At 52.6% G+C, this 23,707-nt stretch carries 26 protein-coding genes; 16 read left to right on the forward strand and 10 right to left on the reverse strand.

Translation table 11 applies throughout. The annotated features are described in order from the left end of the window. Positions 1-161: 161 nt before the first annotated feature. The 3 genes from ppk2 (at position 162) to RJ38_RS17510 (ending at position 3,868) form a co-directional block, all read left to right on the forward strand. Positions 162-1,097: a polyphosphate kinase 2 gene (gene ppk2 / locus RJ38_RS17500; protein ID WP_039020230.1), complete on the forward strand. Its 936-nt coding sequence runs from the start codon at positions 162-164 to the stop codon at positions 1,095-1,097. Positions 1,098-1,212: 115 nt separating this feature from the next. Beyond that, the gene (locus RJ38_RS17505; protein ID WP_202903904.1) at positions 1,213-2,373 is read left to right on the forward strand and encodes an amidohydrolase; all 1,161 of its coding nucleotides are present in this window, start codon (positions 1,213-1,215) and stop codon (positions 2,371-2,373) included. 160 nt (positions 2,374-2,533) lie between these two features. Continuing rightward, positions 2,534-3,868, forward strand: a complete 1,335-nt coding sequence (locus RJ38_RS17510; RefSeq protein WP_039020127.1) for an MATE family efflux transporter — start codon at positions 2,534-2,536, stop codon at positions 3,866-3,868. A 60-nt stretch (positions 3,869-3,928) separates the two neighbouring features. Here the strand turns inward: RJ38_RS17510 and RJ38_RS17515 are convergent, their stop codons facing one another. Continuing rightward, on the reverse strand, positions 3,929-4,345 hold the full coding sequence (locus RJ38_RS17515; RefSeq protein ID WP_039020128.1) for a hypothetical protein: 417 nt from the start codon (positions 4,343-4,345) through the stop codon (positions 3,929-3,931). A 51-nt stretch (positions 4,346-4,396) separates the two neighbouring features. Continuing rightward, positions 4,397-5,599, reverse strand: a complete 1,203-nt coding sequence (locus RJ38_RS17520) for a pyridoxal phosphate-dependent aminotransferase (protein ID WP_039020232.1) — start codon at positions 5,597-5,599, stop codon at positions 4,397-4,399. Between the two features lie 81 nt (positions 5,600-5,680). On the opposite strand from RJ38_RS17520, the gene RJ38_RS17525 reads away from it, so the two are divergent. The 5 genes from RJ38_RS17525 to RJ38_RS17545 all read left to right on the forward strand — a co-directional run bounded on the left by RJ38_RS17525 (position 5,681) and on the right by RJ38_RS17545 (position 8,218). Next, positions 5,681-6,073: a helix-turn-helix domain-containing protein gene (locus RJ38_RS17525; RefSeq protein ID WP_039020129.1), complete on the forward strand. Its 393-nt coding sequence runs from the start codon at positions 5,681-5,683 to the stop codon at positions 6,071-6,073. A gap of 2 nt (positions 6,074-6,075) precedes the next feature. Further along, the gene (locus tag RJ38_RS17530; RefSeq protein WP_039020130.1) at positions 6,076-6,339 is read left to right on the forward strand and encodes an FAD assembly factor SdhE; all 264 of its coding nucleotides are present in this window, start codon (positions 6,076-6,078) and stop codon (positions 6,337-6,339) included. Between the two features lie 55 nt (positions 6,340-6,394). Further along, positions 6,395-6,775, forward strand: a complete 381-nt coding sequence (locus RJ38_RS17535; RefSeq protein WP_052245527.1) for a copper resistance CopC family protein — start codon at positions 6,395-6,397, stop codon at positions 6,773-6,775. A 21-nt stretch (positions 6,776-6,796) separates the two neighbouring features. Next, the gene (locus RJ38_RS17540) at positions 6,797-7,621 is read left to right on the forward strand and encodes a CopD family protein (RefSeq protein WP_082005819.1); all 825 of its coding nucleotides are present in this window, start codon (positions 6,797-6,799) and stop codon (positions 7,619-7,621) included. Between the two features lie 99 nt (positions 7,622-7,720). Continuing rightward, positions 7,721-8,218 (forward strand): MarR family winged helix-turn-helix transcriptional regulator, encoded by a 498-nt coding sequence (locus RJ38_RS17545; protein WP_039020132.1) that lies wholly within the window; start codon positions 7,721-7,723, stop codon positions 8,216-8,218. Positions 8,219-8,289: 71 nt separating this feature from the next. Here the strand turns inward: RJ38_RS17545 and RJ38_RS17550 are convergent, their stop codons facing one another. Next, a complete protein-coding gene (locus tag RJ38_RS17550; RefSeq protein WP_039020133.1) occupies positions 8,290-8,718 on the reverse strand; it encodes a VOC family protein in 429 nt (142 codons plus the stop codon). Between the two features lie 153 nt (positions 8,719-8,871). On the opposite strand from RJ38_RS17550, the gene RJ38_RS17555 reads away from it, so the two are divergent. Continuing rightward, complete coding sequence (locus tag RJ38_RS17555) at positions 8,872-9,705, forward strand: thymidylate synthase (RefSeq protein WP_039020134.1); 834 nt, start codon at positions 8,872-8,874, stop codon at positions 9,703-9,705. Then, positions 9,706-10,191, forward strand: a complete 486-nt coding sequence (locus RJ38_RS17560) for a dihydrofolate reductase (protein WP_039020135.1) — start codon at positions 9,706-9,708, stop codon at positions 10,189-10,191. It abuts the gene before it with no gap. A 72-nt stretch (positions 10,192-10,263) separates the two neighbouring features. Here the strand turns inward: RJ38_RS17560 and RJ38_RS17565 are convergent, their stop codons facing one another. Then, positions 10,264-10,473: a cold-shock protein gene (locus RJ38_RS17565; protein WP_039020136.1), complete on the reverse strand. Its 210-nt coding sequence runs from the start codon at positions 10,471-10,473 to the stop codon at positions 10,264-10,266. Positions 10,474-10,698: 225 nt separating this feature from the next. On the opposite strand from RJ38_RS17565, the gene RJ38_RS17570 reads away from it, so the two are divergent. Both RJ38_RS17570 and RJ38_RS17575 read left to right on the forward strand, forming a co-directional pair. Beyond that, entirely contained in the window at positions 10,699-11,031 is a 333-nt protein-coding gene (locus RJ38_RS17570) for an arsenate reductase family protein (protein WP_039020234.1), read from the forward strand. Between the two features lie 41 nt (positions 11,032-11,072). Next, positions 11,073-11,426, forward strand: a complete 354-nt coding sequence (locus tag RJ38_RS17575) for a hypothetical protein (RefSeq protein ID WP_039020137.1) — start codon at positions 11,073-11,075, stop codon at positions 11,424-11,426. A gap of 56 nt (positions 11,427-11,482) precedes the next feature. Here RJ38_RS17575 and RJ38_RS17580 read toward each other — a convergent pair whose 3' ends face one another. The 5 genes from RJ38_RS17580 to thrS form a co-directional block, all read right to left on the reverse strand. Further along, entirely contained in the window at positions 11,483-12,043 is a 561-nt protein-coding gene (locus RJ38_RS17580) for a DoxX family membrane protein (protein ID WP_039020138.1), read from the reverse strand. A gap of 4 nt (positions 12,044-12,047) precedes the next feature. Further along, entirely contained in the window at positions 12,048-12,803 is a 756-nt protein-coding gene (locus RJ38_RS17585; RefSeq protein WP_039020139.1) for an HvfC/BufC N-terminal domain-containing protein, read from the reverse strand. After that, complete coding sequence (gene bufB, locus RJ38_RS17590; RefSeq protein ID WP_039020140.1) at positions 12,800-13,672, reverse strand: MNIO family bufferin maturase; 873 nt, start codon at positions 13,670-13,672, stop codon at positions 12,800-12,802. Before bufB ends, RJ38_RS17585 begins: the two co-directional genes overlap by 4 nt. A 143-nt stretch (positions 13,673-13,815) precedes the next feature. Next, entirely contained in the window at positions 13,816-14,124 is a 309-nt protein-coding gene (locus tag RJ38_RS17595) for a BufA1 family periplasmic bufferin-type metallophore (RefSeq protein ID WP_039020141.1), read from the reverse strand. 226 nt (positions 14,125-14,350) lie between these two features. Next, positions 14,351-16,300 carry a threonine--tRNA ligase gene (gene thrS / locus RJ38_RS17600; protein WP_039020142.1) on the reverse strand — a complete coding sequence of 650 codons (1,950 nt, stop codon included), beginning with the start codon at positions 16,298-16,300 and terminating at the stop codon, positions 14,351-14,353. Between the two features lie 303 nt (positions 16,301-16,603). Here thrS and RJ38_RS17605 point away from each other — a divergent pair, with 303 nt between their 5' ends. The 3 genes from RJ38_RS17605 to RJ38_RS17615 all read left to right on the forward strand — a co-directional run bounded on the left by RJ38_RS17605 (position 16,604) and on the right by RJ38_RS17615 (position 20,541). Next, entirely contained in the window at positions 16,604-18,187 is a 1,584-nt protein-coding gene (locus RJ38_RS17605) for a Hint domain-containing protein (protein ID WP_039020143.1), read from the forward strand. Between the two features lie 136 nt (positions 18,188-18,323). Further along, positions 18,324-20,126: an aminopeptidase P family protein gene (locus RJ38_RS17610; protein WP_039020144.1), complete on the forward strand. Its 1,803-nt coding sequence runs from the start codon at positions 18,324-18,326 to the stop codon at positions 20,124-20,126. Positions 20,127-20,199: 73 nt separating this feature from the next. Next, on the forward strand, positions 20,200-20,541 hold the full coding sequence (locus tag RJ38_RS17615) for a DUF427 domain-containing protein (RefSeq protein ID WP_039020145.1): 342 nt from the start codon (positions 20,200-20,202) through the stop codon (positions 20,539-20,541). A gap of 9 nt (positions 20,542-20,550) precedes the next feature. On the opposite strand, the gene RJ38_RS17620 is transcribed toward RJ38_RS17615, so the two are convergent. Next, entirely contained in the window at positions 20,551-22,194 is a 1,644-nt protein-coding gene (locus tag RJ38_RS17620) for a chloride channel protein (protein ID WP_238321751.1), read from the reverse strand. 144 nt (positions 22,195-22,338) lie between these two features. Here RJ38_RS17620 and RJ38_RS17625 point away from each other — a divergent pair, with 144 nt between their 5' ends. Beyond that, a complete protein-coding gene (locus RJ38_RS17625) occupies positions 22,339-23,706 on the forward strand; it encodes an FAD-binding oxidoreductase (RefSeq protein ID WP_039020147.1) in 1,368 nt (455 codons plus the stop codon). Position 23,707 lies beyond the last annotated feature (1 nt).

Raw genomic sequence — 23,707 nt, forward strand, 5'->3', positions numbered from 1 at the left:
TGGAACATTTAAGGAACAAAGGCAAGACGGCAGTTCAATTCGCGGGTTCAATTATTTTTTTACGGGGGCAGATTAATCAAGAGAAGTATTGATCTGCGTCAAGGCGCCACAGGTTTCGATGGGCTAGGCAATCGCATGTGAGTGAATTGGAGGACGATTATATGACAACAGCCACCCCGAAAACGACAGCTGCAAATGCTGCGGCCAAACCCGTCGTGGTTGAGAAAAAAGAGGATTTTCCTAAGGTTAGCATGGATTCTATCCGGCAAACCTTTGAAGGGGGAACTTATCCTTACACTGATAAGATGCCTAAAAAAGCTTATGAGGCTGAAAAAGCGCGACTTCAGGCTGAGCTTTTGAAAGTTCAAAAATGGGTGGATGAGACAGGTCAGAAATTCGTTCTGTTGTTCGAAGGGCGCGATGCGGCTGGTAAGGGCGGCACGATTAAGCGGTTCATGGAACATTTGAACCCACGCGAAGCCCGTGTTGTTGCGCTGAATAAGCCCACGGATCGGGAACGTGGCGAGTGGTATTACCAACGTTATATTCAGAACTTACCGACCAAGGGAGAAATGGTTTTTTATGACCGGTCTTGGTACAATCGAGCCGGTGTGGAACGTGTGATGGGGTTCTGTACGCCAAATGAATATCTTGAATTCATGCGTCAAACCCCGGAATTTGAGCGGATGATCACGCGATCTGGTGTGCGCCTGTATAAATATTGGTTCTCGGTCACGCAGGAAGAACAAAAACGCCGCTTTGATTCCCGCCAGGGGGATCCGTTGAAGCAATGGAAATTGTCCCCGATTGATAAGGCGTCCCTTGCGAAATGGGATGATTATACCGAGGCAAAGGAAGCGATGTTCTTTTACACCGACACCGCTGACGCGCCTTGGACGATCATCAAGTCGAATGACAAAAAACGTGCGCGTTTGAATTGCATGAAGCATTTCCTGTCGACGATTGAATACCCTGACAAGGATCATTCTGTTGTGACCGCACCGGATCCACTGATTGTCGGCAATGCCGGCCAAGTTGTTCACAACTCTGATCATATCCTTGGAACATCCATCCACCCGGATCAGCGCCGGGGTTGATAATCACTTAACGTGTTTCAAACAGGCGTCCAATTGGGCGCCTGTTTTGGGTTGAAAACCTTGTGTAATTCTGGCTGTGTGCGACGGACTGTGATTGATCCAACTGGGGGCCATTATGCTGAGTAACAGCGACATCATCGAGCTGACTGCATTTCGTCGAAAACTGCATGAAATGCCTGAGATTTCTGGCGAAGAAGTCGAAACGGCGAAGCAGGTTGTGGCCTTCATGTCTGACACGCAGCCCGATCACGTTTTGACCAAACTTGGCGGCACAGGCGTTGCCATCGTCTATGAAGGTGCCGCCCCAGGCCCCACCGTTATGGTCCGTGCAGAACTTGACGCCTTGCCGATTGAAGAACTCACCGATGTTGTGCATAAATCGCAAATTGCGGGCAAGGGGCATCTATGTGGGCATGATGGTCACATGGCGATGACCTGCGCTGTGGGTCGTATGTTGGCAAAGCAGCGCCCGGCCAAAGGGCGTGTGGTTTTGTTGTTTCAACCCGCCGAGGAAACCGGGCAGGGGGCGCGGGCGGTGCTTGAGGATCCTCGGTTTGCGGATGTTGCACCTGATATCGCTTTGTCACTGCATAACCTGCCAGGCCTCGCGCTTGGACATGTTGGGATCGCGTCGGGGCCTGCCAATTGCGCCTCGCGGGGTTTGCAGATTGAACTGACCGGCAAAACCGCCCATGCGTCGATGCCGGAAACCGGAACATCGCCTATGGCTGCGATCGCTGAATTGATGCCAGCCTTGACGAAGCTTGGCCCCGGAGGGGCACTTGAAAGCGGATATCGCTTGGTGACGGTGACCCATGCAGAGATGGGCGAAGCTGTGTTTGGTGTTACGCCGGGCCATGCGGTGGTTTATGCGACGCTGCGCTGTTTGGAAGATGCGGATATGGCGGCGCTTTGCAGCGCTGCGGAAACATTGATTTCTGAGGTGGCACAGCGGGAAGGCCTTGAGGTGAGCTTGAGTTATCATGACGTTTTTCACGCCTGCACCAATGCACCAGCCCCCACAGCTGCGTTGATCAAGGCCTGTGAAAGTCAGAACATCCCGTTGCACCATGACTTGGGTGCGATGCGTTGGTCCGAGGATTTCGGGTTGTTCGGGCATGAGGCATTGGGATGTGGGGCGCAATCGGCGATGTTTTTGCTGGGGTCCGGCAGTGAACAACCCCAGTTGCACAACCCGGATTATGATTTCCCAGATGACCTTATTGCGATTGGGGCGTCGGTTTTCCACCGGGCGATCCGCGATATTCTGGACTGATCCCGCAACTTTTCTTTCTGTCAATTGCATGCGCTTCGCGGAAGGGTTTTCTGGAAAAGGGCTTGAACCTGATTAAGTTTTCTGGTTCGCTGAAGCTTGGCGGTCATCTCCGCCCAGGGGATGGCTCCCCCCTTTTTTAAGCTGACCACCGGATAAAGACATGACTTACAGAGCGCATATCAAGGCGGTTCTGCTGCTGGGGCTTCCTCTTGTTGGAAGTCACTTGGCCCAAATGGCAATTGGTGTCACAGACACTGTGATGATCGGCCTATATGATGTGACCTCGCTGGCCGCCCTTGGTTTGGCCAGCTCGTTTTTCTTCATGTTTTTCGTGTTTGGTGCCGGGCTTGGCAACGCGGTTATGCCCATGGTGGCTGAGGCCAGCGCATCTGGGGATGACGTGCGTGTGCGCCGTGTGACGCGCATGGGCCTTTGGGCGTCGCTTGCTTATACGTTGGCGGTGCAACCGGTGTTCTTCTATTCTGAAAGCGTATTGATTTTTCTGGGACAACAGCCCGAAGTTGCGGCTTTGGCACAAGAATATCTCGCGATCGCCGGTGTTGGTTTGATCCCGGCGTTGTTGGTTGTCACTTTGAAAAGCTATTTATCTGCCATTGAGCGCACGACCGTTGTGTTGGTGGCGACGATTGCCGCAGCACTGCTGAACGGTGTGATGAATTATATGCTGATTTTCGGCAATTGGGGCGCGCCAGAGCTGGGGATCCGAGGCGCGGCGATTGCATCGGTGGTGAACCAATTCCTGCCTCTGTTTATTCTGATGGCATATGCGGCGATCAAGCAGCGCAATCATGCATTGTTCGTCCGCTTTTGGAAGATCGATACTGAGGCCCTGTGGGAAGTCACACGTCTTGGCGTCCCAATTGGGATTACGATCATCGCTGAGGTGGGGCTGTTCACGGCAGCTTCCATTATGGTGGGCTGGTTTGGCGCGATTGAGTTGGCCGCCCATGTGGTGGTGCTTCAGATCGCATCAGTGACGTTCATGGTGCATTTGGGGCTGTCAGGTGTGGCAACCATTCGTGCGGGGCGTGCGATTGGTGAGAAGGATGAAGATCGTTTGCGTAAAGGCGGGATTGTCGCATTGTCGATGTCATTTGTGTTTTCGGTGCTAACGGTGATCTTATTCGTGTTCTGGCCCGATCCATTGGTGGATCTATTCTTGGCCGAAGACGAACCTGCGCGCGAGGCCGTCATCGATATTGCGCGTGCACTGATGGTGCTTGCCGCATTGTTCCAGTTGACGGATGGGATGCAAGCGATTGGGATTGGGCTGTTGCGTGGTGTTCAAGACACTCGGGTGCCGATGATCCTTGCGGGCACTGGATATTGGTTGATCGGGGTGCCCATCAGTTATGTTCTGAGCCAGCATATGGGCTATGGCCCGTCAGGTGTTTGGATGGGATTGGTTGTGGGGTTGTCTGTGGTTGCCGTGATGCTTAACATACGGTTCTGGAACCGAAAGTGGGTTGCGTAATCCAAATTTCTTTCAAAGAAATTTGACCGGAGTTTTTCAAAAACTCCGGTCGGGTTCCGATTATGTATTCGCTTCGCTTGCGGCCAGCAAGCGGTCGGCTTTCTTGCGCACCAGTACAGACCGCAGATCATGCATGGCCAATAAAAGCGTATCTGTGATGGCTTCCAAATCATCGTCTTCTGCTTTGGATTGAGCCCATTGAGCGGTCAGATTTAGATGATCTACGGTGCGTAAAATGTCATCGATATTCCGCTGTGCCAGCAGTGCTTGGCGTTCCGTGATCCATTCTGAAAGCACTTCGATGTCACGTTCCGACAACTCACGTTTGCCATGTGGCTTGATTTCACCATTGCGCACGTTGAGGACTGCGATCTGATCCATCTCGATCCGACGGTGCCTGTTCTCGGTGTCGATACGGAAGGCAATTGCCCCATTTTCACGGGTGCGGAAGTAATATTCTGGCAGTTCAGTAGACATGTTGCGCGGCAACCTTTTTAAAATCGTAATAATTATACCAATGTCGGTAGATTAAACCAACCCATCACAGAACGCGCGTATGCGCATGCAGGCTGCCCGTAGGACATCATCGGATTCAGCATAACTGACCCGAAAGTTTGGTGATAAACCAAAAGCAGCACCAAAGACAACAGCGACGCCCGTGTCTTCAAGCAAAGCGGTGGCAAAGACTTCATCATTGGCGATAACTGTACCCTTTGGCGTGGTTTTTCCAATGCAGTCTAGGATGGAAGGGTAAACATAGAATGCACCATCAGGCATGGGGCAGGTGATGCCCTTACATTCGTTCAGCAGTTCAACCACCATATCGCGACGCTTTTGGAAAACCCCTAAACTGTCATGGATATAATCCTGTGGGCCATTCAAGGCCTCAACGGCGGCCCATTGGCTTACGGAGCAAGGGCAAGAGGTTGATTGCGATTGCACCTTTCGCATAGCTGCGATCAGCGGTTCGGGTCCCGCAGCGTAACCAATACGCCAACCCGTCATAGCATAAGCCTTAGACACGCCGTTACAGGTCAGGGTGCGCTCATACAGGCCGGGTTCAACCTGTGCCGGGGTGCAGAAGGTGAACCCATCATAGGACAGATGTTCATACATATCATCTGTCATGATGTGTACGTGAGGGTGGCGCATCAATACATCCGTGAGTGCTTTCAGTTCTTGCATGCTATAACCCGCGCCCGTTGGGTTGGACGGCGAATTGAAGATCAGCCATTTGGTGTTCGGCGTGATGGCGGCTTCTAGTGCAACGGGCGTCAATTTAAAGCCAGCTTCAATCGGACATTCTACGACTACGGGCGTTCCTCCGGCCAGTAATACCATGTCGGGATAGCTGACCCAATACGGGGCAGGGATGACCACCTCATCGCCCGCGTCCAGTGTCGCCATCAATGCGTTATATAGAACCTGCTTGCCACCCGTGGATACGGTGACCTGTGCGGGGGAATATGCCAGATCATTCTCGCGTTGAAACTTGTCACAGATCGCCTGCTTTAGTTCCGGGATGCCATCAGGTGCCGTATAGCGCGTTTTGCCAGCGTCGATTGCGGCCTTGGCTGCATTGCGGATGTTTTCGGGTGTGTCAAAATCCGGCTCGCCGGCTGACAATGCAATGATATCATGTCCAGCAGCGGCCAGTTCCTTGGCTTTGCTGCTAATGGCCATCGTGGGGGACGGTTTGACGCGGGACAGAGAGGCAGAGATCAGAGACATAATGTAGGCCATGTTTGTATGTTAGGTACAATTGATTTAGGCTGTGCCGAGAACATGGGCAACATAAAGTAGAAAAACATCATGGATGACGCAGAGAACGACTGGTTTAGTGCGGAATATACCACTTTTGGCGATCGGGTTGTGGGGGCGCGTGAAGCGCTGAACATGTCGCAAGATGAACTGTCGCGCCGCCTTGGCGTTAAGTTGAAGACAATCCGCGCATGGGAGAACGACCTATCTGAACCACGTTCCAACAAATTGATGAGCCTCTCTGGTTTGTTGAATGTATCGATCATGTGGTTGCTGAATGGCGAAGGTGATGGGGTCGGTGGCCCGGAAGATGAACAACCCCTTGCGCAGGATGTCAGTGACATTCTAACAGAGATCCGCGACCTCAAAACCCAGATCAGCAAATCCGCTGACCGTCTGGGCCGACTTGAGAAAACGCTACGATCTATTTTGAAAACGGCTTGATCATGTCTGAGGAAACCAGAGAACACCGTTTGAAGCGGTTGCATATGCGATCTATTCGGCGTGGCATCAAGGAAATGGATCTTATCCTGACAGGGTTTTCGAACGCGGCGTTGGCTGATCTAACCCCAGCGGAGTTGGATCTGTACGAGGGGCTGCTTGAGGAAAATGATCACGATTTATATGGTTGGGTTTCAGGTCAACTGGCCACCCCTGACCATTATTTGGCGTTGATCACAAAAATCGCGATGATCCATAAAGCGGCTTGACCTCGCCCCTACACTCAGGCCCAAAGTGGGCGCACCCATCAGGAGATGCCCACTTATGCCAGCCAAGATACAATTCCCGCGATTTCTGTTGACCCTTTTGTGGGCCGCATTGTGTAGCTTATCGCTGTTGGGCAGTGCACATGCGCATTCAAAATTGCTATCGACCCATCCGGTGGATGGGGCCGAACTTGCAGAGGCCCCACACCAGCTGTCACTTGTTTTTAACCGTCCTTTGCGTTTGGTTTTGGTGACGCTGACCGATGCGACGGGCACTGTGGTGACTTTTGACCTTCAAAATCTTCCGTCTACCTCAGGTGAGAATTTCGATTTGCCAATGCCTGAGATCAACCCGGGTGACTGGTCTGTATCCTGGAGCGCGCTGGGCAGTGATGGCCATGCGATGCGCGGTGGGTTTGCCTTTACGCTCCTACCGTAATTCATCAGATCGGTTGACGGTATGATGTTTGAAGACATTGAAATGTTGATGATCGCACCTGTCATCGTCAAATGGGTGATCTGGATCTCTGCTGTTGTGACCAGTGGGGGGCTGTTGGCGACAGTGATGTTCAACTTACCATCGTTACGGCGCTTGCAAGTGGCGTTTGCGATCATCGGGGCGGGCGGTTGTATCCTGTCCTTTGGCGTTGCTGGGGCCGTATTAATGGGCACTTGGGACGGGATCCTTATGCCGGGTATCGCGGCCCTACTGTGGGGCGGTGGGTCTGGGCCATGGCTGACGGCCACGGCGTTGGTCTTCCTCACGGGGGTGCATGTTTCAAGAACAGCCTGGATCAACTTGCTTAAAGCGGTGTTGCTGTTGTTTTGCCTCACCATGCTAAGCCATCTATCAGGGCTGATGAAAGCCTTGCTGTTTATACATTTATTTGTGGCGGTCACCTGGGCGGGCGTGGTTTTGCCATTTTTGCTCTGTGATAGAGCGGAACAGTTGCGGCACTCTGCGACGCTCTTTGGTCGGTGGGCACCGGTCATATTGGGGGTGTTGGCAGTCTGTGGTGGCGGTTTGGTTTTGCTCAAAACCCAAGGGGACGTTTTCTTGCTCCTGCAAAGTGATTGGGGGTGGGCATTGCTTGCGAAGCTTGGGTTTGTAGGCACTGCGGCGCTGATCGGACTATGCAACAAAGTTAAAATTGTACCGAACTTGCAAGACGAACAAGAGAGGGGATTTCGGGTTTTTCGCGGATTGATGCAGGTAGATATCCTTGTTTTTATGGTGATTGTTTTGATTTCGGCTTGGCTTTCATCCGGGGCGACGCTGGGGTAACTCTCGAAAAATACCCGAAAATTTCTTGCATCGTTTAACCGTTTTTTCGCCTTTTCAGCGCAATCTCACTGTCAAATATTCAGGTCGCCGGAGAGATAAATGAGTTTTCAGTCAAAAGTAAGTATCAGCGGGCAACACGACTTCATGACGAACTACCTCGAAGCGCTTGCGCTGGTGGAACGTCTACATCGACTGTTGCTTGACGTTATTAAAGATGAATTTGAACGTGTTGGTGTTTTGGAAATTAATGCCGTTCAGGCGTTACTTCTGTTCAATATTGGCGACAATGAAGTCACCGCCGGTGAGCTAAAGTCACGGGGTTACTATCAGGGATCAAACGTATCTTATAACTTGAAAAAATTGGTGGAACTTGGCTTCATGCATCATCAGAGGTGTGAAATTGATCGCCGATCTGTGCGTGTGCGCCTCACCCAAAAAGGGCGTGATATCCACAAGGCAGTGACAGAATTATTCTCACGCCATGCGGAAGGATTGCAGTCAAAAGGTGTGCTTGGCAGTGATGGAATCGATGGTATCAATACCAGTTTGCGACGGGTTGAACGCTATTGGACGGATCAAATCCGCTACATCTACTAATGCAGCTCGCTGCCGCCTACCGGGGCAAGAGTGTTGTACAGGCGCCAGATGTCTCTGGCGCCTAAAGGGGGTTACCAGCTGCCGGTGTTGCCGAGGCTGGTCCAAGGTTCCGCGGGTTCTAAAGCGTCGCCATTTTGTAAGATTTCAACGCTGACGTTATCCGGTGAACGGACAAAAGCCATACGACCGTCATGGGGTGGGCGATTGATCAACACGCCATTGTCTTGCAGATGCTTACATGTCGCATAGATATCATCTACGCCGTAACACAGATGCCCGAAATGGCGGCTGTCTGCAGGCAGGCCTTCGTCGCCATCCCAATTATGGGTAAGTTCTAGTTCAGCTTCCTCCTGACCAGGAGGGGCCAGATATAGCAGCGTGAAGCGCCCTTTTTCACTGTCGTAGCGCCGGGTTTCCTTGAGGCCAAGCAGCTCATAAAACGCTTGGCTTTTTTCGAGGTCCGCCACCCGGACCATCACATGCAGATATTTCAGTGCCATTTCAGAAACCTTTCATATTTTGCCGCAGTTTGGCCCGCAATCTATCTCTGGGCAAGGGCATAGTTCGCTTGCAGCAGGGGGCGTCGGAACGTTATGCTGACGCAACACCGCCAACTAGGTTCATAATGATTTCCCCGGACAACGGAGACACGGATGCAAACATATCTCAACGCCTTACAGGAAATTTTGGATCGAGGCGAACCCTCGTCTGATCGCACTGGAACGGGCACGATTTCCGTGTTTGGCATGCAAAGCCACTATGATCTGTCCAAGGGGTTTCCTCTGCTGACAACGAAAAAGCTGCATGTACGTTCTATCCTACATGAACTTCTTTGGTTTTTGGCTGGCGACACCAATATTGCCTATCTCAAAGAAAATGGCGTTTCTATTTGGGATGAATGGGCGGATGAAGACGGTGATCTTGGTCCAGTGTATGGTCATCAGTGGCGACGGTTTCCTGCATTGACTGCTGCGGGCGAAGAAAAGGATGGTGAACCCCTGTTTTTTGCGCGTTCCGTCGATCAAATCTCAGATTTGGTTGAAAACATCAAAAAAACACCAGACAGCCGCCGCTTGATTGTCTCAGCTTGGAACCCTGCGGATGTTCCGGATATGGCCTTGCCCCCGTGTCACACGCTTTGGCAGGTGCGTATTTTGAACAATCGTTTGCACATGCAGCTATATCAGCGTTCGGCTGATATGTTCCTTGGTGTACCCTTTAACATCGCCTCCTATGCGATCCTGCAGCATATGTTGGCACATGTAACCGGTTATGAAGTGGGCAATTTCGTGCATACTTTGGGCGATGCGCATATTTATTCCAATCATATGGATCAGGTGCAGACACAATTGTCGCGCAGCCCCAAACCCTTGCCGCAATTGAAGATTAAGCGCAAAGTCGACAGTCTATTTGACTTTAAATATGACGATTTTGAGATCGTCGATTATGCACCAGACCCTTCAATTTCAGCTCCGGTGGCCGTCTAAATGATTACACTTATCGTAGGTCGTGATCGCAATGGTGCGATAGGAAAAGACAATGACATTCCTTGGCATGCGCCGGAAGATTTAAAGTTCTTTCAGCGCGAAACCTTGGGCGGCGCAATTATTATGGGGCGAAACACTTGGGACAGCCTGCCATTCAAGCCATTGAAAAATCGGCTAAACATTGTCGTTTCTTCTGGTGATGTGGATGCGGATCATGTGTTCTCAAGTCTAGATGCCGCGATCACGTTCGCTGAAAGTCAAGGATATTGTCGTGTTTATGGTATTGGTGGTCACGGGATTTACAAAGCCCTGATACCGATCGCCAACCGTTTACTGATCACTGAAGTCGATTTGGAAATTGAGGCGCCAGACACTTATTTCCCCGATTTTGAAGATGCGCAATGGAAGAAAATTGGGTCTCTACCTCTGCGCGAAGAGGCACCAATCTGTGTGGCCGATGAATATCTTCGCGTGCAAACAGATTAAAACAGTATTTCACATAAAAAAGCCCCGCAATTTTCTTCAAATTGCGGGGCTTCGAATTCTTTGGACTAAAACTTAGTCAAGCAGCTTGAGTTCACCAGCTGATTCGCGGCCGTCACGGCCAGCAGTCATTTCGAATTCTACTTTTTGGTTGTCGGCAAGACCGGTCAGGCCAGCGCGTTCAACAGCAGAAATGTGTACGAAAATGTCTTTTCCGCCTTCGTCTGGTGCGATAAAGCCGAAGCCTTTAGTAGTGTTAAACCATTTTACGGTGCCAGTAGCCATCCGTATTCTCCTTATTGAACCCGCCCACGTTATTGCGGCGGGGTGGTGCAGCCAGGTCTTCAGTCTTCAGGCCGCGCCCAAAAAGGGAAGCGTGCGTCAGTAAAGCCTTTGTCACAGATGAGACAATGCGCACAGTCTGAGAAAAAAGCAACCCGTTAACCGATTGTGTTGACTGCGTGAGTGGCAGAAAATATGAAAAATGTCGAAAACTTGAGGGTGATGAACATGAAATTGTATGGAATTAAGGCTTGCGATACATGCCGTAAGGCGTTGAGGGAACTGACTAAATCGGGTTTTGTGGTCGAGTTTGTCGATATTCGGGCCACTCCGCAGGATGCTGCATTTTTCGATCAAGTTTTTGCAACCTTTGGTGGTATTTCGGTTAATCAACGGTCCAAAACATGGCGTGAGATGACGGAAACGGATCGAGAGCTTCCGAAAAGTCAAATGTTTACAGCCTTCCCAACCGTCATGAAACGACCCGTGATCGAAGATGATGGTGTCATGACTTTGGGCTGGTCACCTGAGACCAAGGCACAATGGACTGGCAATTCCTGAACGGGTCCCTATATCGAACGCAATAGATATAGGAGTGTGCAATGCGCAATGCAGCGTTGGTTTTAGGGATTATTGCCGGATTAATCGGCTTGGTCATTGGCTTTTTCAGCTGGGGTTTGATCGAAGTGTCCCAATGGATTGATGAACCTGGGTTGATCAGCTGGATCGACCACCCTCAACTTATCCAGATCGTCGGGTTGCTTGGCCCGGTGATGGCGATCTCTGGTGGGGCGATGGCTCGATCTTCTGCGCAGGCGGGGGGCGTTCTGTTGTTGGTGTCAGCGGGCGGCATGATGTTCGCGTTTGGCTTCAATTTCTTCACCATGTTCCCGATTGTCATGGCGGGGCTTGGTGGTATCTTGGCTGTCGCGGCGCGTACACCTGACGCACATTAAATCGTAGGCCCGAGCAAAGATGTCCTTTGCTCGGGCTCTTTTTCAAGAATTATTCTTTAGAAGTTATTGCTGCCTTGACGTGAAAGCGCGCGGTCTACTGAGAATGGGCCTGCGCCCTTGACGATCAAGACGACCAGGATTGTTACCCAGAACAGGCGTTGATCAAGGATCTGGCTGTCATGGATGCGGTCAAACCAACTTCCGATTGTGCTGGCATCCGCATGGTGACCGACGATATCGGTCAAGGATTGCATGAAGACAAAACCGATCATCGCGATGGACGCGAGACGTGTGAAAAGCCCGATCAAAATCAATAGGGGAAGGATGAATTCCGCAGCGGTTCCCGCAACAACCACCAGCCATTGGAACCATGACATTGCACTTAAATCATATCCAGCGGCTTCAATGGCGCGTGGCCAAATCTGGGTGTATCCGCCAAAGGATGGCGATAGGATGCCGAAAATGCCATCGCCAAGTTTGGTCACGGCTGAGTTCCAGAAATACATCATAAGAACCGCTGCGAAGGTGAACCGCGCAAGGGTTGGCAAAAGCCATTCGCCGGCCAGTTTTTGCACTAGGCCAAAGATGGAATTGTGTAGATTTATCAAGGCGTTCATTGTTTTATCCTTCTTTGATGCCAGTGATTGCATTGCCTGTTAACAACGCGGCGAGGGTTTGGGATAGGTCGAATTCGGGGTTATGTGTGCTGGCTGCTGTCAGAGCGTCGCCAAATATTTTTTGTTGTATTAACGCCTGAACAAAGATGCCGCCGCATCGGGGCAAGACGATGTTCTGCGGGTCAAACTCTGGGCGAGTGATCAGCACATCTTCGGCGCGCATTTTTGGTTTAGGTCCGGCTGCCATGTTGAATTGCCAGATTTGAAAAATCGGCCATTGTGATGAAATGAGTTCGGTTGCAGGGGCAATTTCTAATGTCGCAAGCATCAACTTTTCTGGGGGCAGGGCCTGCAAGGCTTCGGGGTGCAGTGGCGCGCTGTCTGCCGCATGATATGACCGCCGAATGGCCAGTTCCAACCGTGCGATATCGGGAAGGTATCCGTATTGTTGGGTGGGTTCAAAACCTTGCAAGAAGCTGGGCAAGGCTTCACCATAATGCATCATCAAGGGGGATGTTGGGGGATGGGCACGTAGGAATTGGCCCGCCAAAACGCGAAAATTGTCGTTGCCCAGAAGTTTTACGATGACGGGAAAGGCTTGGATCAGGGCTTCGGTTAGGGAGACTGCAACATTGTTGCGATAGACTGAAAACCGCTTCCCCGCCGGGTCGCCTTTGGCATCCCGCAGCCCTGCGGGCACGTCAAGCGTTGGGGTCATGATGGCTTTGGTGAATGCGGCTTGGCTGACGGTGAGGTTCATTGCGCCGCCACCTGAGATTGCTGCGTCAAAATCGTATCGGCACGCATGGCCTCATCCGCCAAGACGGTCCAATCGGGCACATCCGTGTCCCATTCAATGAGCGTGGGCACAGGCCCTGTTTTCGCAATAGTATAGTCATAGAGGGCCCAAACCGGATCAACAATTTCACGCCCATGGCTGTCGATCAGCAAGGGGGCCCCATCGCTGTCTTCATCTTCATCATGGCCGCCAAGGTGAATTTCCTTAACGCTATCAATGGGAAAGGCGTCGATATAGGCGCGTGGGTCATAATTAAGGTTGGTGGCGGACACGAACACATTGTTCACATCCAATAGCAAGCCACAGCCCGTGCGTTTGGTGATCTGATCTAGGAAGTCATATTCTTCAAAGGTGCTTTCGGCGAAGGCCAGATAACTTGATGGGTTCTCAAGCAACATGGTGCGACCAAGATGATTTTGCACTTGATCCACATGATTGGCGACCAGGGTAAGCGTGTCTTTTGTGTAGGGCAGGGGCAGAAGATCATTCAGAAAATGGCTGTCATGGGTCGACCAAGCCAAATGTTCCGAGAATTGCGCAGGTTGCAACCAATCGCATAGCGTCTTCAGGCGGTCCAAATGGTCAACATCAAGATCGGTTTCACTGCCGATCGACAGACCAACTCCATGCACTGAAAATGCAAATTTTGAGGCTAGCGCACGCAATTGCGCAAGTGGACGTCCGCCTTGGCCCATGTAATTTTCTGCGTGGATCTCCAGCCATTCTACGGGGGCAGGATTGTCCATGATCGCTTGGAAATGTTGCGGCTTATAGCCAACGCCTGTGGCTGAAGGCAGTTTACGAAACGGATGTTGTAGCGGGACGTTCATGATCTGCCTGTCTGTTTCAGCCACGGGCGGGTGTTAATTGCAGCGTATAGAAATAATTAACCCCTCGCAAACATATCAAACACATATGCCCACGAGGGGTTAGGTGTTCCCCGACACGGGCCGAGGAACGAGGGACAGCGAAATTAGCTTTGTGGCAGGTCGCGGTCGAGTTCTTCCAAAGAACCCATACGTGCGGTGCCGTCTGCCAAAGCAGGAAGTTCCATATCAACGCAGGTGCCTGCGTCTACGATTTTCCAAGCGTTGCCTTGGTAGTCAACAGTGGATGTGCCCGCACATGTGGTGCCTGGGCCGGCTGCACAGTCGTTTGCGCCAGCAAGGGACACGCCGTAGCACTTTTCGCCACCAGCAGCAGCGGCAGATGTTGTCATCTGAGCGGTCATAGCGGCGGCAACAGCGCCAGCAACAGCGAGAGTTTTTACAGTGTTAGACATGAGTTCAGTTCCTCTGTGTTTAATTTCGAGCCGGTTAATCTTGCGGCTTGAACTGAACATAATCCGAAGTCGTTAACACAGGCCACTCACAAACCCGTCATTCACGCTGGCGTTATTAAAATTCGAAATTCTGTGATGGGTAAGATGTGAGACCCCTTAAAAATATAGCGGCCCGCCTGGCAATGTTACCAAACGGGCCGTTCAATCATTTCAAATCTTACAGAAATCAGTCGCGCAGATCCGGCGCCAGGGCTTCTGCGCGCAATTCTGTTACAATCTCGTCAATTGTTACAATCTGGCTTTGCTTGCTGCCAAGACGGCGGGCGGAGACTGTGCGATCTTCGACTTCTTTCATGCCGACGGCCAAGATGACCGGAACCTTGCCCAGTGAATGTTCGCGGACTTTATAGTTGATCTTCTCGTTGCGAATATCGGCTTCCGCACGCACGCCAACTGCGCGCAATGCTTCAACGACTTCCTGTGCGTAGTCATTGGCATCGGTCACAATGGACGCCACAACCACCTGACGCGGGGCCAGCCAGAACGGCAATTTGCCAGCGTGTTCTTCGATCAGAATACCGATGAAACGTTCAAACGACCCCAAGGTCGCGCGGTGCAGCATAAGGGGGCGATGGCGTGCGCCGTCTTCCCCAATATAGCTGGCATCAAGGCGTTCCGGCAGGTTCGGGTCAATCTGCAATGTGCCACATTGCCAGTCGCGCCCGATGGCATCGGTCAGAACGAACTCAAGCTTGGGTCCGTAAAACGCGCCTTCGCCTTCTTGGATTTCGAAATCGTAACCAGCGGCCTTGATCCCATTGGCAAGCGCTTCTTCCGCCTGATCCCAGCTTTCCTCAGATCCAACACGTTTTTCGGGGCGGGTGGACAGCTTGACGCTCCAGTTCTCAAACCCAAGGTCTTTGTAAACCAAAGCCAAGAAATCAACGAAGATTTTGGTTTCTTCTTCGACCTGGGCTTCGGTACAGAAAATATGCCCGTCATCCTGTGTAAAGCCACGCACGCGCATGATGCCATGCATCGCGCCGGAGGGTTCATAGCGGTTACAAGATCCAAATTCCGCCATGCGCAGGGGCAGGTCGCGGTATGATTTCAGACCTTGGTTGAACACTTGAATATGACAGGGGCAGTTCATCGGTTTCAACGCGTTCACGGCCTTTTCGCGGGCGTGATCTTCGTCAACTTCTACGATGAACATGTTTTCCTGATAGTTGTCCCAGTGACCAGAAGCTTCCCACAGTTTGCGGTTCACAACCTGGGGCGTGTTGACCTCAACATAACCGCCCTTGTCTTGGCGACGGCGCATGTAATCTTGCAAAAGTGTGTAAATACGCCAGCCATTGGGATGCCAAAACACCATGCCAGGCGCTTCTTCCTGCATGTGGAACAGGTTCATTTCCTTGCCCAATTTGCGGTGATCGCGCTTGGCCGCTTCTTCCAGCATGTGCAGATGCTTTTTCAACCCGTCTTTGCCGGTGAAAGCCACGCCATAAATACGTTGCAACATCGCACGATCACTGTCACCGCGCCAATAAGCACCGGCCACAGACATCAGTTTAAACGCATCACCCGGCACCTGACCCGTGTGTTGCAAATGCGGGCCACGGCAAAGATCTTGCCAGTCCCCATGCCAATACATACGCAAAGGTTCATCGCCAGGAATGCTTTCGATCAACTCGACTTTATAGGGTTCATCATTGGCGGTATAGAAATCAATCGCGCGTTGGCGTTCCCAAATTTCGGTCCGCACGCTATCGCGTTTGTTGATGATTTCTTTCATCTTTTTTTCAATCGCGGTAAGATCTTCCGTGCTGAAAGGCTCTGTGCGGTCAAAATCGTAATACCAGCCATCTTTGATCACAGGACCGATGGTAACCTTCACGTCAGGCCAAAGTTCCTGCACAGCGCGCGCCATGATATGGGCGCAATCATGGCGGACCAATTCTTCGGCTTGGGCTGTGTCTTTCATGGTGTGGATGGCGATTTGCGCATCTTCAGTGATCGGCCATTGCATATCGTAATGCTGATCGTTCACCGTTGCGGAAATCGCTTTTTTGGCCAGCGAATTTGAGATGCCAGCTGCGATATCAGCCGCAGTTACGCCTGCGTCATATTCGCGTGCAGTGCCATCGGGAAAAGTAAGGGAGATTTGGGCCATCTGTTGGGCTCCTCGTCAGTTTGGCGCCCACGGAACGCCCGGTTGCGGGTTATATTTCGCGCATGTTGTGCGCCCAGGCGCGGAGATTGTCAATCAATGAAGAACGAGGCGATGAAGAACAAGGCAACACAGAATTAGGCAACGAAGAATTAGGCGAGCTTAGTTTTTTGATTCATCTCCTAATTGCGAAATTATGTTGTTTAATTTTATCTATTAGATTAATCGTATTTGAATTGAATTGAATTGATCTGCGGGGGCCAGATCGTCGGAAAACGACGGCAGGAGCACCCACAGCGAGGCAAAATGGCGGTAACAGGCACACCAGGTTCTGGTGACGATATCCTGACGGGTGATGGTGCAGATGACACTGTCGCGGGTCAGCAGGGGAATGATACGATCTCCGGGGGCGGTGGCAATGACACCATCCATGGCGATGTTTTGTTCGCCGCCAATGGACCACTTGATTCAAATCAGAATGACAACAGCTGGAGCCAAGGTTCCGTCGTGGGATGGTATAACACCGGATCTGGCGGCACGATTGAACGTTGGGGGGATGGGTTTCTGGGCCTGTCTACCGCGGATGGGTCTGCCTTCATTGAACTTGACGGCAACACTGCCGGTATCGACCATGTTCAAACCGATGTTGAGCTGGCCACAGGTGTTACTTACGTCCTAAGCTTTGATCACGCGGCGCGCTCTGGCGGATCTGTGAATGATGATTTTCAGGTCACGCATAATGGAACAGTCATCGCGACCATCAGCCCGTCTTCAACCGGGTATTTCACGACGACAACGCTTACGCTTACGGGGTTGTCTGGCACTGATACGATCGGCTTTCGTGAACTGGCCAGTCAAGACAATGGGCTGGGGCCACTTCTTGACAACATCAAGTTTGCCCTGACCCCGGCGTCTGTTGCCGCCAGCGGTCACAGTTTCAATGATACACTTGATGGTGGCGCGGGAGACGACAAAATTTATGGCCAGGAAGGTGACGATACCATCACCGGCGGGGCGGATGACGACTATATTGAAGGCGGCAGTGGCAATGATACCTTTGTGTATGCCGATGGCTCTGGTCAAGATGTCATCAAGGATTTCACCATTGGCGAAGATATATTGGATGTATCTGGGCTGAACAATGGGGCCGGGCAACAGGTCGGACATAGTGATGTGACCGTGACCTCTGATGGCGAAGGTGGATCCATTCTGACCTTCCCAAATGGGGAAACCATTCGATTGGTCGGCGTCGCCCCGACAAGCATTGACACGCCTGAGGAATTGGCAACCATTGGGATCCATTGTTTCACCCAAGACGCAATGATCTTAACCCCAACTGGCGAACGGCGTATTTCAGACCTGATCCCGGGCGATGATGTTGTTACCCGTGACAACGGCGTGCAGAAGATACGTTGGATTGGGCAACGTTTTATGCATCCCACCCGTTTGGCACAACAACCCTGGCTGCGCCCGATCCGCATCAATAAGGGCAGCATGGGGGGTGGGGTTCCGCGCAATGACCTGTATCTCTCGCCGCAACACCGATGCGTTGTTGGCGGGGCAATGGCGGAATTGATGTTTGGCGCAGCTGAGGTCTTCGTGCCTGCAAAAGCTCTGACGGGGCTTCGGGGCTGTGCTGTCTCAGGTCGGGCTGATGTTGTGTATTATCACCTATTGTTTGACGCGCACCAACTGATTTGGTCCAATGGGATGCTGTCAGAAAGCTTCTACCCGGTTCAGGCTTTGCAGGACGATGACCTTCACGAAACGCAGCGTGAATTGATTGAGATCTTCCCTGAGTTGGAACATTGCCCGCAGGATTATGGCCCCACCTGTTTGCCCAGTCTCACCAAACGCGAAGCCAGCGTATTGGTCGCTTCTCTCCAATAAAACGCCAAGACATGCGATCCTTGCGAGGGCTGATACGGTGCAGACAACTATATCGCGCATTTCCAATGGACAAACACGCCAGACTGTATGACCTTGTCGACAATTATTCTGTCAATCGCCGTCTATGAGGTCGTCCATGTTCCAAAGCTATGAAACCCGCTCTGAGCCAGAAAAAGGGCCGGCGCGTCTGGAAGATCTGCGGCGCGAAATGCGCAAAGAAGCTGTGGATGGGTTTCTTGTGCCGCGTGCGGATGTGCATCAGGGCGAATATGTGGCGCAACGTGACGCGCGGCTGGGTTGGTTGACTGGGTTTCAGGGCTCTGCTGGGTTTTGCGTCGCACTGCAAGATACGGCTGGGGTGTTCATTGATGGGCGCTATAAGGTGCAGGTGAAAAGCCAGGTTGATCTTGATCATTTTACACCGGTGCCGTGGCCGAAAACCCAAGCCGGTGATTGGATCACGGAACACGCCCCAGATGCTGCTGAAATCGGATTCGACCCCTGGCTGCATACCCTGTCAGATGTCGAGAAAACAGATGCGATCTTGGCGGAAACCGGGCGTAAACTGCGGGCGACGGCCAATCTGGTGGATCGTATTTGGGCGGATCAACCCGAGGCCCCCAAAGTGGCCGCCTTTGCGCATCCGGTTGAATATGCAGGGGAAACCCATGCCGACAAACGTGTTCGGATGGCAGATGCTCTGCGGGAGGCTGGCGAAGATCATGCTGTGATCACCTTGCCAGACAGCATCTGTTGGTTGCTCAACATTCGCGGGCATGATGTCAGCCATAATCCGGTGGTCCAAGGACTGTTGATTTTGCACAATGACGGCAAGGCGGATCTCTTTGCGCATCCCGATAAATTGACAGATATCCAAGGCCATTTGGGTGCTGATGTGCGCTGCTATCCGCAGGATGACTTCGCCCAAGCCCTTACCGATCTGAACGGGGTGGTGCGGGTTGATCCCATGAACGCCCCCTTTGCCGTTGCCTCTATTCTGACCGCTGCCGGATGTGAGATTAGCCGCAACCCTGATCCCTGTATTCTGCCGAAGGCCGTGAAAAATGAGACTGAGCTTGCAGGCATGCGCAGTGCGCATTTGCGGGACGGAGCCGCAATGGCCGAATTCCTGTGTTGGCTGTCGCATGAGGCCCCGCAGGGCGGGTTGACAGAGATTTCCGTAGCGCAGCGCCTTGAAGGCTTTCGTCGGGCGACCAATGCCCTGTTTGATATCAGCTTTGAAACGATTTCGGCGACCGGACCGCATGCACCGATTTGTCATTACCGGGTGACGGAAGACACCAATCTGCCGGTCGAGACGGGCCAATTGCTGTTGGTCGACAGTGGCGGTCAATATAAAGACGGGACAACAGATATCACGCGTACCATTGCCGTGGGGGTGGTTGGCGATGATGAAAAACGCTGCTTTACCCGCGTGTTGCAAGGCATGATTGCCCTATCACGCGTCCGTTGGCCACGTGGCCTGTCCGGGCGTGATTTGGATCCGATTGCGCGTTATCCCATCTGGCTTGCGGGTCATGATTTTGATCACGGCACCGGCCATGGTGTTGGGGCGTTTCTGTCAGTGCACGAAGGCCCGGCGCGGATTAGCAAAGTGTCTGAAACCCCGCTTGAGCCAGGCATGGTGCTGTCAAACGAGCCCGGATATTACCGCGAGGGTAAATTTGGCATACGGATCGAAAACCTGATTGTAGTGCAAGATGCCGCAGAACTTGCGGGGGCTGATGCGCGCGACATGTTGGATTTCGAAACCCTTGCCTATACACCAATTGATCGCAATTTGATTGTTGTTGATATGCTATCTGGTGATGAGCGGGCGTGGCTGAACGACTATCACGCCAAAACATATGCGCTTTTGGCGGATGTGGTATCTGAGGCGACGCAAATTTGGCTGAAAGATGCCTGCGCCGCACTGTAACGTCACGATAGGATAGGCGTGTGTATTACTGTTACACTGCGCTTGTATCAGCAGCCCGATAATGGAGAATAACATGACTAACACAATTAAAATCACCCCGGTCAGCGGGTTGTGTACTGTTCGGGCTGGCGGGGCTATTCTGGGGGAAAGCCGCGCTGCGTGGGAATTGCGTGAGGGGGACCTTGAACCTGTAATCTATTTCCCCGCCGGTGATATCGCGACGGCGTTTCTGGATGACAGTGACACCACCAGTCATTGCCCTCAAAAGGGGGATGCGCGCTATTATTCCATCCAAACCAAAAGCACTGTGATCGAAGATGCGGCTTGGTATTATGCGGATCCGGTTCTGGCCGTTTCCGCGATCAAAGGGCATATCGCATTTTTCACTGACAAAGTGACCGTCGAAAAGATCTAATTAAGATCCTTAACTGTGTTCTTCGGCGGCGTTTTCTTTTAGGGCGTCGTTGAACACGTGTAAGGCGTCGACTTCAAATATCGCGCCCCACAGTTCTGGGGGTTGATCTTCGCCCCCCAATGTCAAAACCGGAATGAAATCTGCGCCACTGTTGTCAAAAATTGGCATGGCCGCTTCTAAGGTTGCGTTACCATCGACATAAATACCCTGTTCGACAAGCGCCCAACACGCATCCTCTGGCGCGGCGTTTTCATCGGTGCGATCACGCATGATATCAGCCACTGAAAATGTCGCCAGCAACCAAGCCTGTGGACCCGCAGCAATGTGGATATTGCGACGTTCCAACTGGGTCAGGAAGAAACTGCGATCAACCAATCGACTGGCAAGGGCTGTGGACAGCGAAACAGCGACCATAACCGCAAGCCCGGTTTGCCAATCGCCCGTCAATTCAAACACGATCAATGTGGTGGAAATCGGTGCGCCCAAAACGGCCGCCGCAACCGCGCCCATGCCCGCCAGCGCATAAAGCGTCTCTTCTCCGGACACAGATGGAAAAATGCTGGTGGCAACCATGCCAAAGGCAAGCCCGGTCATGGCCCCGATCATCAGGGAGGGCGAGAAAATCCCCCCGCCCATACGCCCGCCAAAGGTCACAGCCACGGCGATGCATTTGAGGATGACAAATAGGATGGCTTGGGAAAACAAAAGCTTACCGGTCAGTGCCGCAGAGGTGGTCTCATATCCAACGCCGATGATATGCGGGAAGAAAACCGCGATGACCCCAAGGACCAACCCAGACAACCCAGGGCGCAGCCAATCCGGAATGTTCCAGCGGGCCTGAAGTTGATTGCCTGCCTGTTCAGCAAAAAAGACAGATCGCATGAAGACCGCCGCGACCAACCCAGAGACCAAGCCGAGGATCAGAAAGGCGGGCAATTCGATATAAAACTGCATCTCATTGTTTTGCTTCAATACGAATTCAGTCACATTCCCGAATTGCAGGCGATTGACCACAGTACCGGCAACGGATGCGATAACAATTGGGGCGAATGCATGCACTGCAAAATGGCGCAACACGACTTCAAGCGCGAATAGGGCGCCTGCGATTGGGGCGTTGAAACTGGCAGATACCGCACCGGCGACGGCACATCCCAGCAGGTCACGCCCGGTGATGCCGGATGCGTTGATGCGGTTGGAAACCCAGGTTGAAATCACCCCGGCCAAATGCACAACCGGGCCCTCACGCCCACTGGATCCACCCGTGGATAGGGTCACAAGGGACGCCAAAGCTGACCCGATGCCCGCCCTTTGTTCCACGCGACCATTGTGCAAGGATGCGCCTTCGATCACATCCGCCACAGACCGCGCACGCCCGTCCGGCGTAAACCACTGCAACAGCAGTCCACTGACAATCCCCCCGAGAACCGGGATGCTGATGATCCAATACCAGGACAGATCACTTAGATAAGAATGTAAGGTGCGCGTGTCATCGGCACCATAAATCGCTGTTTGTAGCGCCTCAATTCCCATGCGAAACCCAAGGGCCGCAAAGCCAGCACCAACCCCAACGATCAGGGCGATAAACCAAAACTGGATCTCACCTGGGCCCTTGACGCGCAACACTTGCCACGCGGTCTTCAGGTCATTCTGCATTTGTTTCAGCAGGGGTCTAATGTAACTTGACGTCATTGTTTACGCGTGGACCTGTTGTCTCTGGGGTTCTCAGGCAATTGGTTCTAAACGTTACCTGAGAAAAATTAACCATATCTTTCCTGCCTGCCATGTCTGAGGGGTCAAATGGAAGTCAAAACAGCAGTTTCCGAGTTGAAATTATTGTTAGGGGATCGTGTCAGTACATCTGATGCCGACCGCTTTCATCACGGCAATAGCGAAACTTGGTTTGCCGCCGCACCGCCGGATGCGGTGGTTTGGCCCGAAAATACAGCTGAAGTTGCCGAGATCATAAAAATCTGCGCCGCCCATTTGGTGCCGGTTATCGGGTTCGGGGCGGGGACGTCGCTTGAAGGGCATACCTCTGCGATCCATGGTGGAGTTTCAGTAAATTTCTCGCGTATGAACAAGGTTTTGCGGGTGAATGATCAGGATCTCACTGTGCAGGTCCAGCCCGGAATTACCCGCGAAGAGCTGAATCAAGAACTGCGCGCAACCGGCTTGATGTTTCCGGTGGATCCCGGTGCAAATGCAAGCATTGGCGGCATGGCCTCGACCCGGGCCAGCGGGACGACGGCGGTGCGCTATGGAACCATGCGCGACAATATCCTCGCGATGGAAGTCGTCTTGGCCGACGGTCGCGTCATTCGCACGGGCACAGGGGCGGCGAAATCGGCGTCGGGGTATGATTTGACCGCGCTTTTCTGCGGGGCAGAGGGCACTTTGGGTTTGATCACGGAATTGACCCTGCGCCTGCACGGCCAACCGGAAGCCGTTGGGGCGGCGGTTTGCGCATTTCCGGATATGCAATCCGCTGTGAATGCGGTGATCATGACGGTGCAATGCGCGATCCCCATGGCGCGGATCGAATTCCTTGACGCTTTGGCGGTGGAGGCGGTGAACAAAGATGCAGACATGGGATTGCCCGTGCAGCCGCATTTGCTGGTCGAATTCCATGGCTCTGACGCGGCGGTTGCAGAGCAGGCCGAACGATTTGGCGAGGTGATCGCGGATTTTGGGGCGAGTGGCTTTGATTGGTCGGCCCAGGCCGAAGATCGCTCGCGTCTTTGGGCGATGCGCCACCGGGCTTATTATGCCTGCCTTGGGTTGCGTCCCGGCAAAACGGCGGTGGTGACGGATGTTTGCGTGCCGGTATCACGCCTGGCCGAGGCGGTTATTGCCGCACGCGCATTGATCGACGCTGCAGGTCTGGTCGCGCCGATCCTTGGTCATGTGGGGGATGGCAATTTTCATGCGATCCTGCTGATTGACCCTGACAATGGCGAAGAACTTACGCGCGCAAAATCTGTTTCACATCAAATGGTGGAACATGCGCTGTCCATGGGGGGAACCGCGACGGGTGAACATGGCATTGGCCAGGGGAAAATGGATCTTCTGCGGCAAGAACATGGGGAGGCCGTGCAGGTCATGCAGGCAATGAAGCAGGCGTTAGACCCGCAAAATATCATGAATCCCGGTAAGATCTTCAGCTGAA

It is taken from the genome of Halocynthiibacter namhaensis (genome assembly GCF_000812685.1).
GTDB classification, from domain to species: Bacteria; Pseudomonadota; Alphaproteobacteria; order Rhodobacterales; family Rhodobacteraceae; genus Halocynthiibacter; species Halocynthiibacter namhaensis.

Bases quoted from the DNA above. Each gene is read 5' to 3' on its own strand.
- ppk2 (WP_039020230.1), top strand. From the start codon at position 162: ATGACAACAGCCACCCCGAAAACGACAGCTGCAAATGCTGCGGCCAAA.
- RJ38_RS17570 (WP_039020234.1), top strand. From the start codon at position 10,699: ATGAAATTGTATGGAATTAAGGCTTGCGATACATGCCGTAAGGCGTTG.
- RJ38_RS17565 (WP_039020136.1), bottom strand. From the start codon at position 10,473: ATGGCTACTGGCACCGTAAAATGGTTTAACACTACTAAAGGCTTCGGC.
- RJ38_RS17515 (WP_039020128.1), bottom strand. From the start codon at position 4,345: ATGTCTACTGAACTGCCAGAATATTACTTCCGCACCCGTGAAAATGGG.
- RJ38_RS17585 (WP_039020139.1), bottom strand. From the start codon at position 12,803: ATGAACCTCACCGTCAGCCAAGCCGCATTCACCAAAGCCATCATGACC.
- RJ38_RS17530 (WP_039020130.1), top strand. From the start codon at position 6,076: ATGTCTGAGGAAACCAGAGAACACCGTTTGAAGCGGTTGCATATGCGA.
- RJ38_RS17625 (WP_039020147.1), top strand. From the start codon at position 22,339: ATGGAAGTCAAAACAGCAGTTTCCGAGTTGAAATTATTGTTAGGGGAT.
- RJ38_RS17560 (WP_039020135.1), top strand. From the start codon at position 9,706: ATGATTACACTTATCGTAGGTCGTGATCGCAATGGTGCGATAGGAAAA.
- RJ38_RS17510 (WP_039020127.1), top strand. From the start codon at position 2,534: ATGACTTACAGAGCGCATATCAAGGCGGTTCTGCTGCTGGGGCTTCCT.
- RJ38_RS17525 (WP_039020129.1), top strand. From the start codon at position 5,681: ATGGATGACGCAGAGAACGACTGGTTTAGTGCGGAATATACCACTTTT.
- RJ38_RS17555 (WP_039020134.1), top strand. From the start codon at position 8,872: ATGCAAACATATCTCAACGCCTTACAGGAAATTTTGGATCGAGGCGAA.
- RJ38_RS17615 (WP_039020145.1), top strand. From the start codon at position 20,200: ATGACTAACACAATTAAAATCACCCCGGTCAGCGGGTTGTGTACTGTT.
- RJ38_RS17540 (WP_082005819.1), top strand. From the start codon at position 6,797: ATGATGTTTGAAGACATTGAAATGTTGATGATCGCACCTGTCATCGTC.
- RJ38_RS17610 (WP_039020144.1), top strand. From the start codon at position 18,324: ATGTTCCAAAGCTATGAAACCCGCTCTGAGCCAGAAAAAGGGCCGGCG.
- RJ38_RS17520 (WP_039020232.1), bottom strand. From the start codon at position 5,599: ATGTCTCTGATCTCTGCCTCTCTGTCCCGCGTCAAACCGTCCCCCACG.
- thrS (WP_039020142.1), bottom strand. From the start codon at position 16,300: ATGGCCCAAATCTCCCTTACTTTTCCCGATGGCACTGCACGCGAATAT.
- RJ38_RS17620 (WP_238321751.1), bottom strand. From the start codon at position 22,194: ATGCAGAATGACCTGAAGACCGCGTGGCAAGTGTTGCGCGTCAAGGGC.
- RJ38_RS17505 (WP_202903904.1), top strand. From the start codon at position 1,213: ATGCTGAGTAACAGCGACATCATCGAGCTGACTGCATTTCGTCGAAAA.
- RJ38_RS17550 (WP_039020133.1), bottom strand. From the start codon at position 8,718: ATGGCACTGAAATATCTGCATGTGATGGTCCGGGTGGCGGACCTCGAA.
- RJ38_RS17535 (WP_052245527.1), top strand. From the start codon at position 6,395: ATGCCAGCCAAGATACAATTCCCGCGATTTCTGTTGACCCTTTTGTGG.
- RJ38_RS17580 (WP_039020138.1), bottom strand. From the start codon at position 12,043: ATGAACGCCTTGATAAATCTACACAATTCCATCTTTGGCCTAGTGCAA.
- RJ38_RS17545 (WP_039020132.1), top strand. From the start codon at position 7,721: ATGAGTTTTCAGTCAAAAGTAAGTATCAGCGGGCAACACGACTTCATG.
- RJ38_RS17575 (WP_039020137.1), top strand. From the start codon at position 11,073: ATGCGCAATGCAGCGTTGGTTTTAGGGATTATTGCCGGATTAATCGGC.
- bufB (WP_039020140.1), bottom strand. From the start codon at position 13,672: ATGAACGTCCCGCTACAACATCCGTTTCGTAAACTGCCTTCAGCCACA.
- RJ38_RS17605 (WP_039020143.1), top strand. From the start codon at position 16,604: ATGGCGGTAACAGGCACACCAGGTTCTGGTGACGATATCCTGACGGGT.
- RJ38_RS17595 (WP_039020141.1), bottom strand. From the start codon at position 14,124: ATGTCTAACACTGTAAAAACTCTCGCTGTTGCTGGCGCTGTTGCCGCC.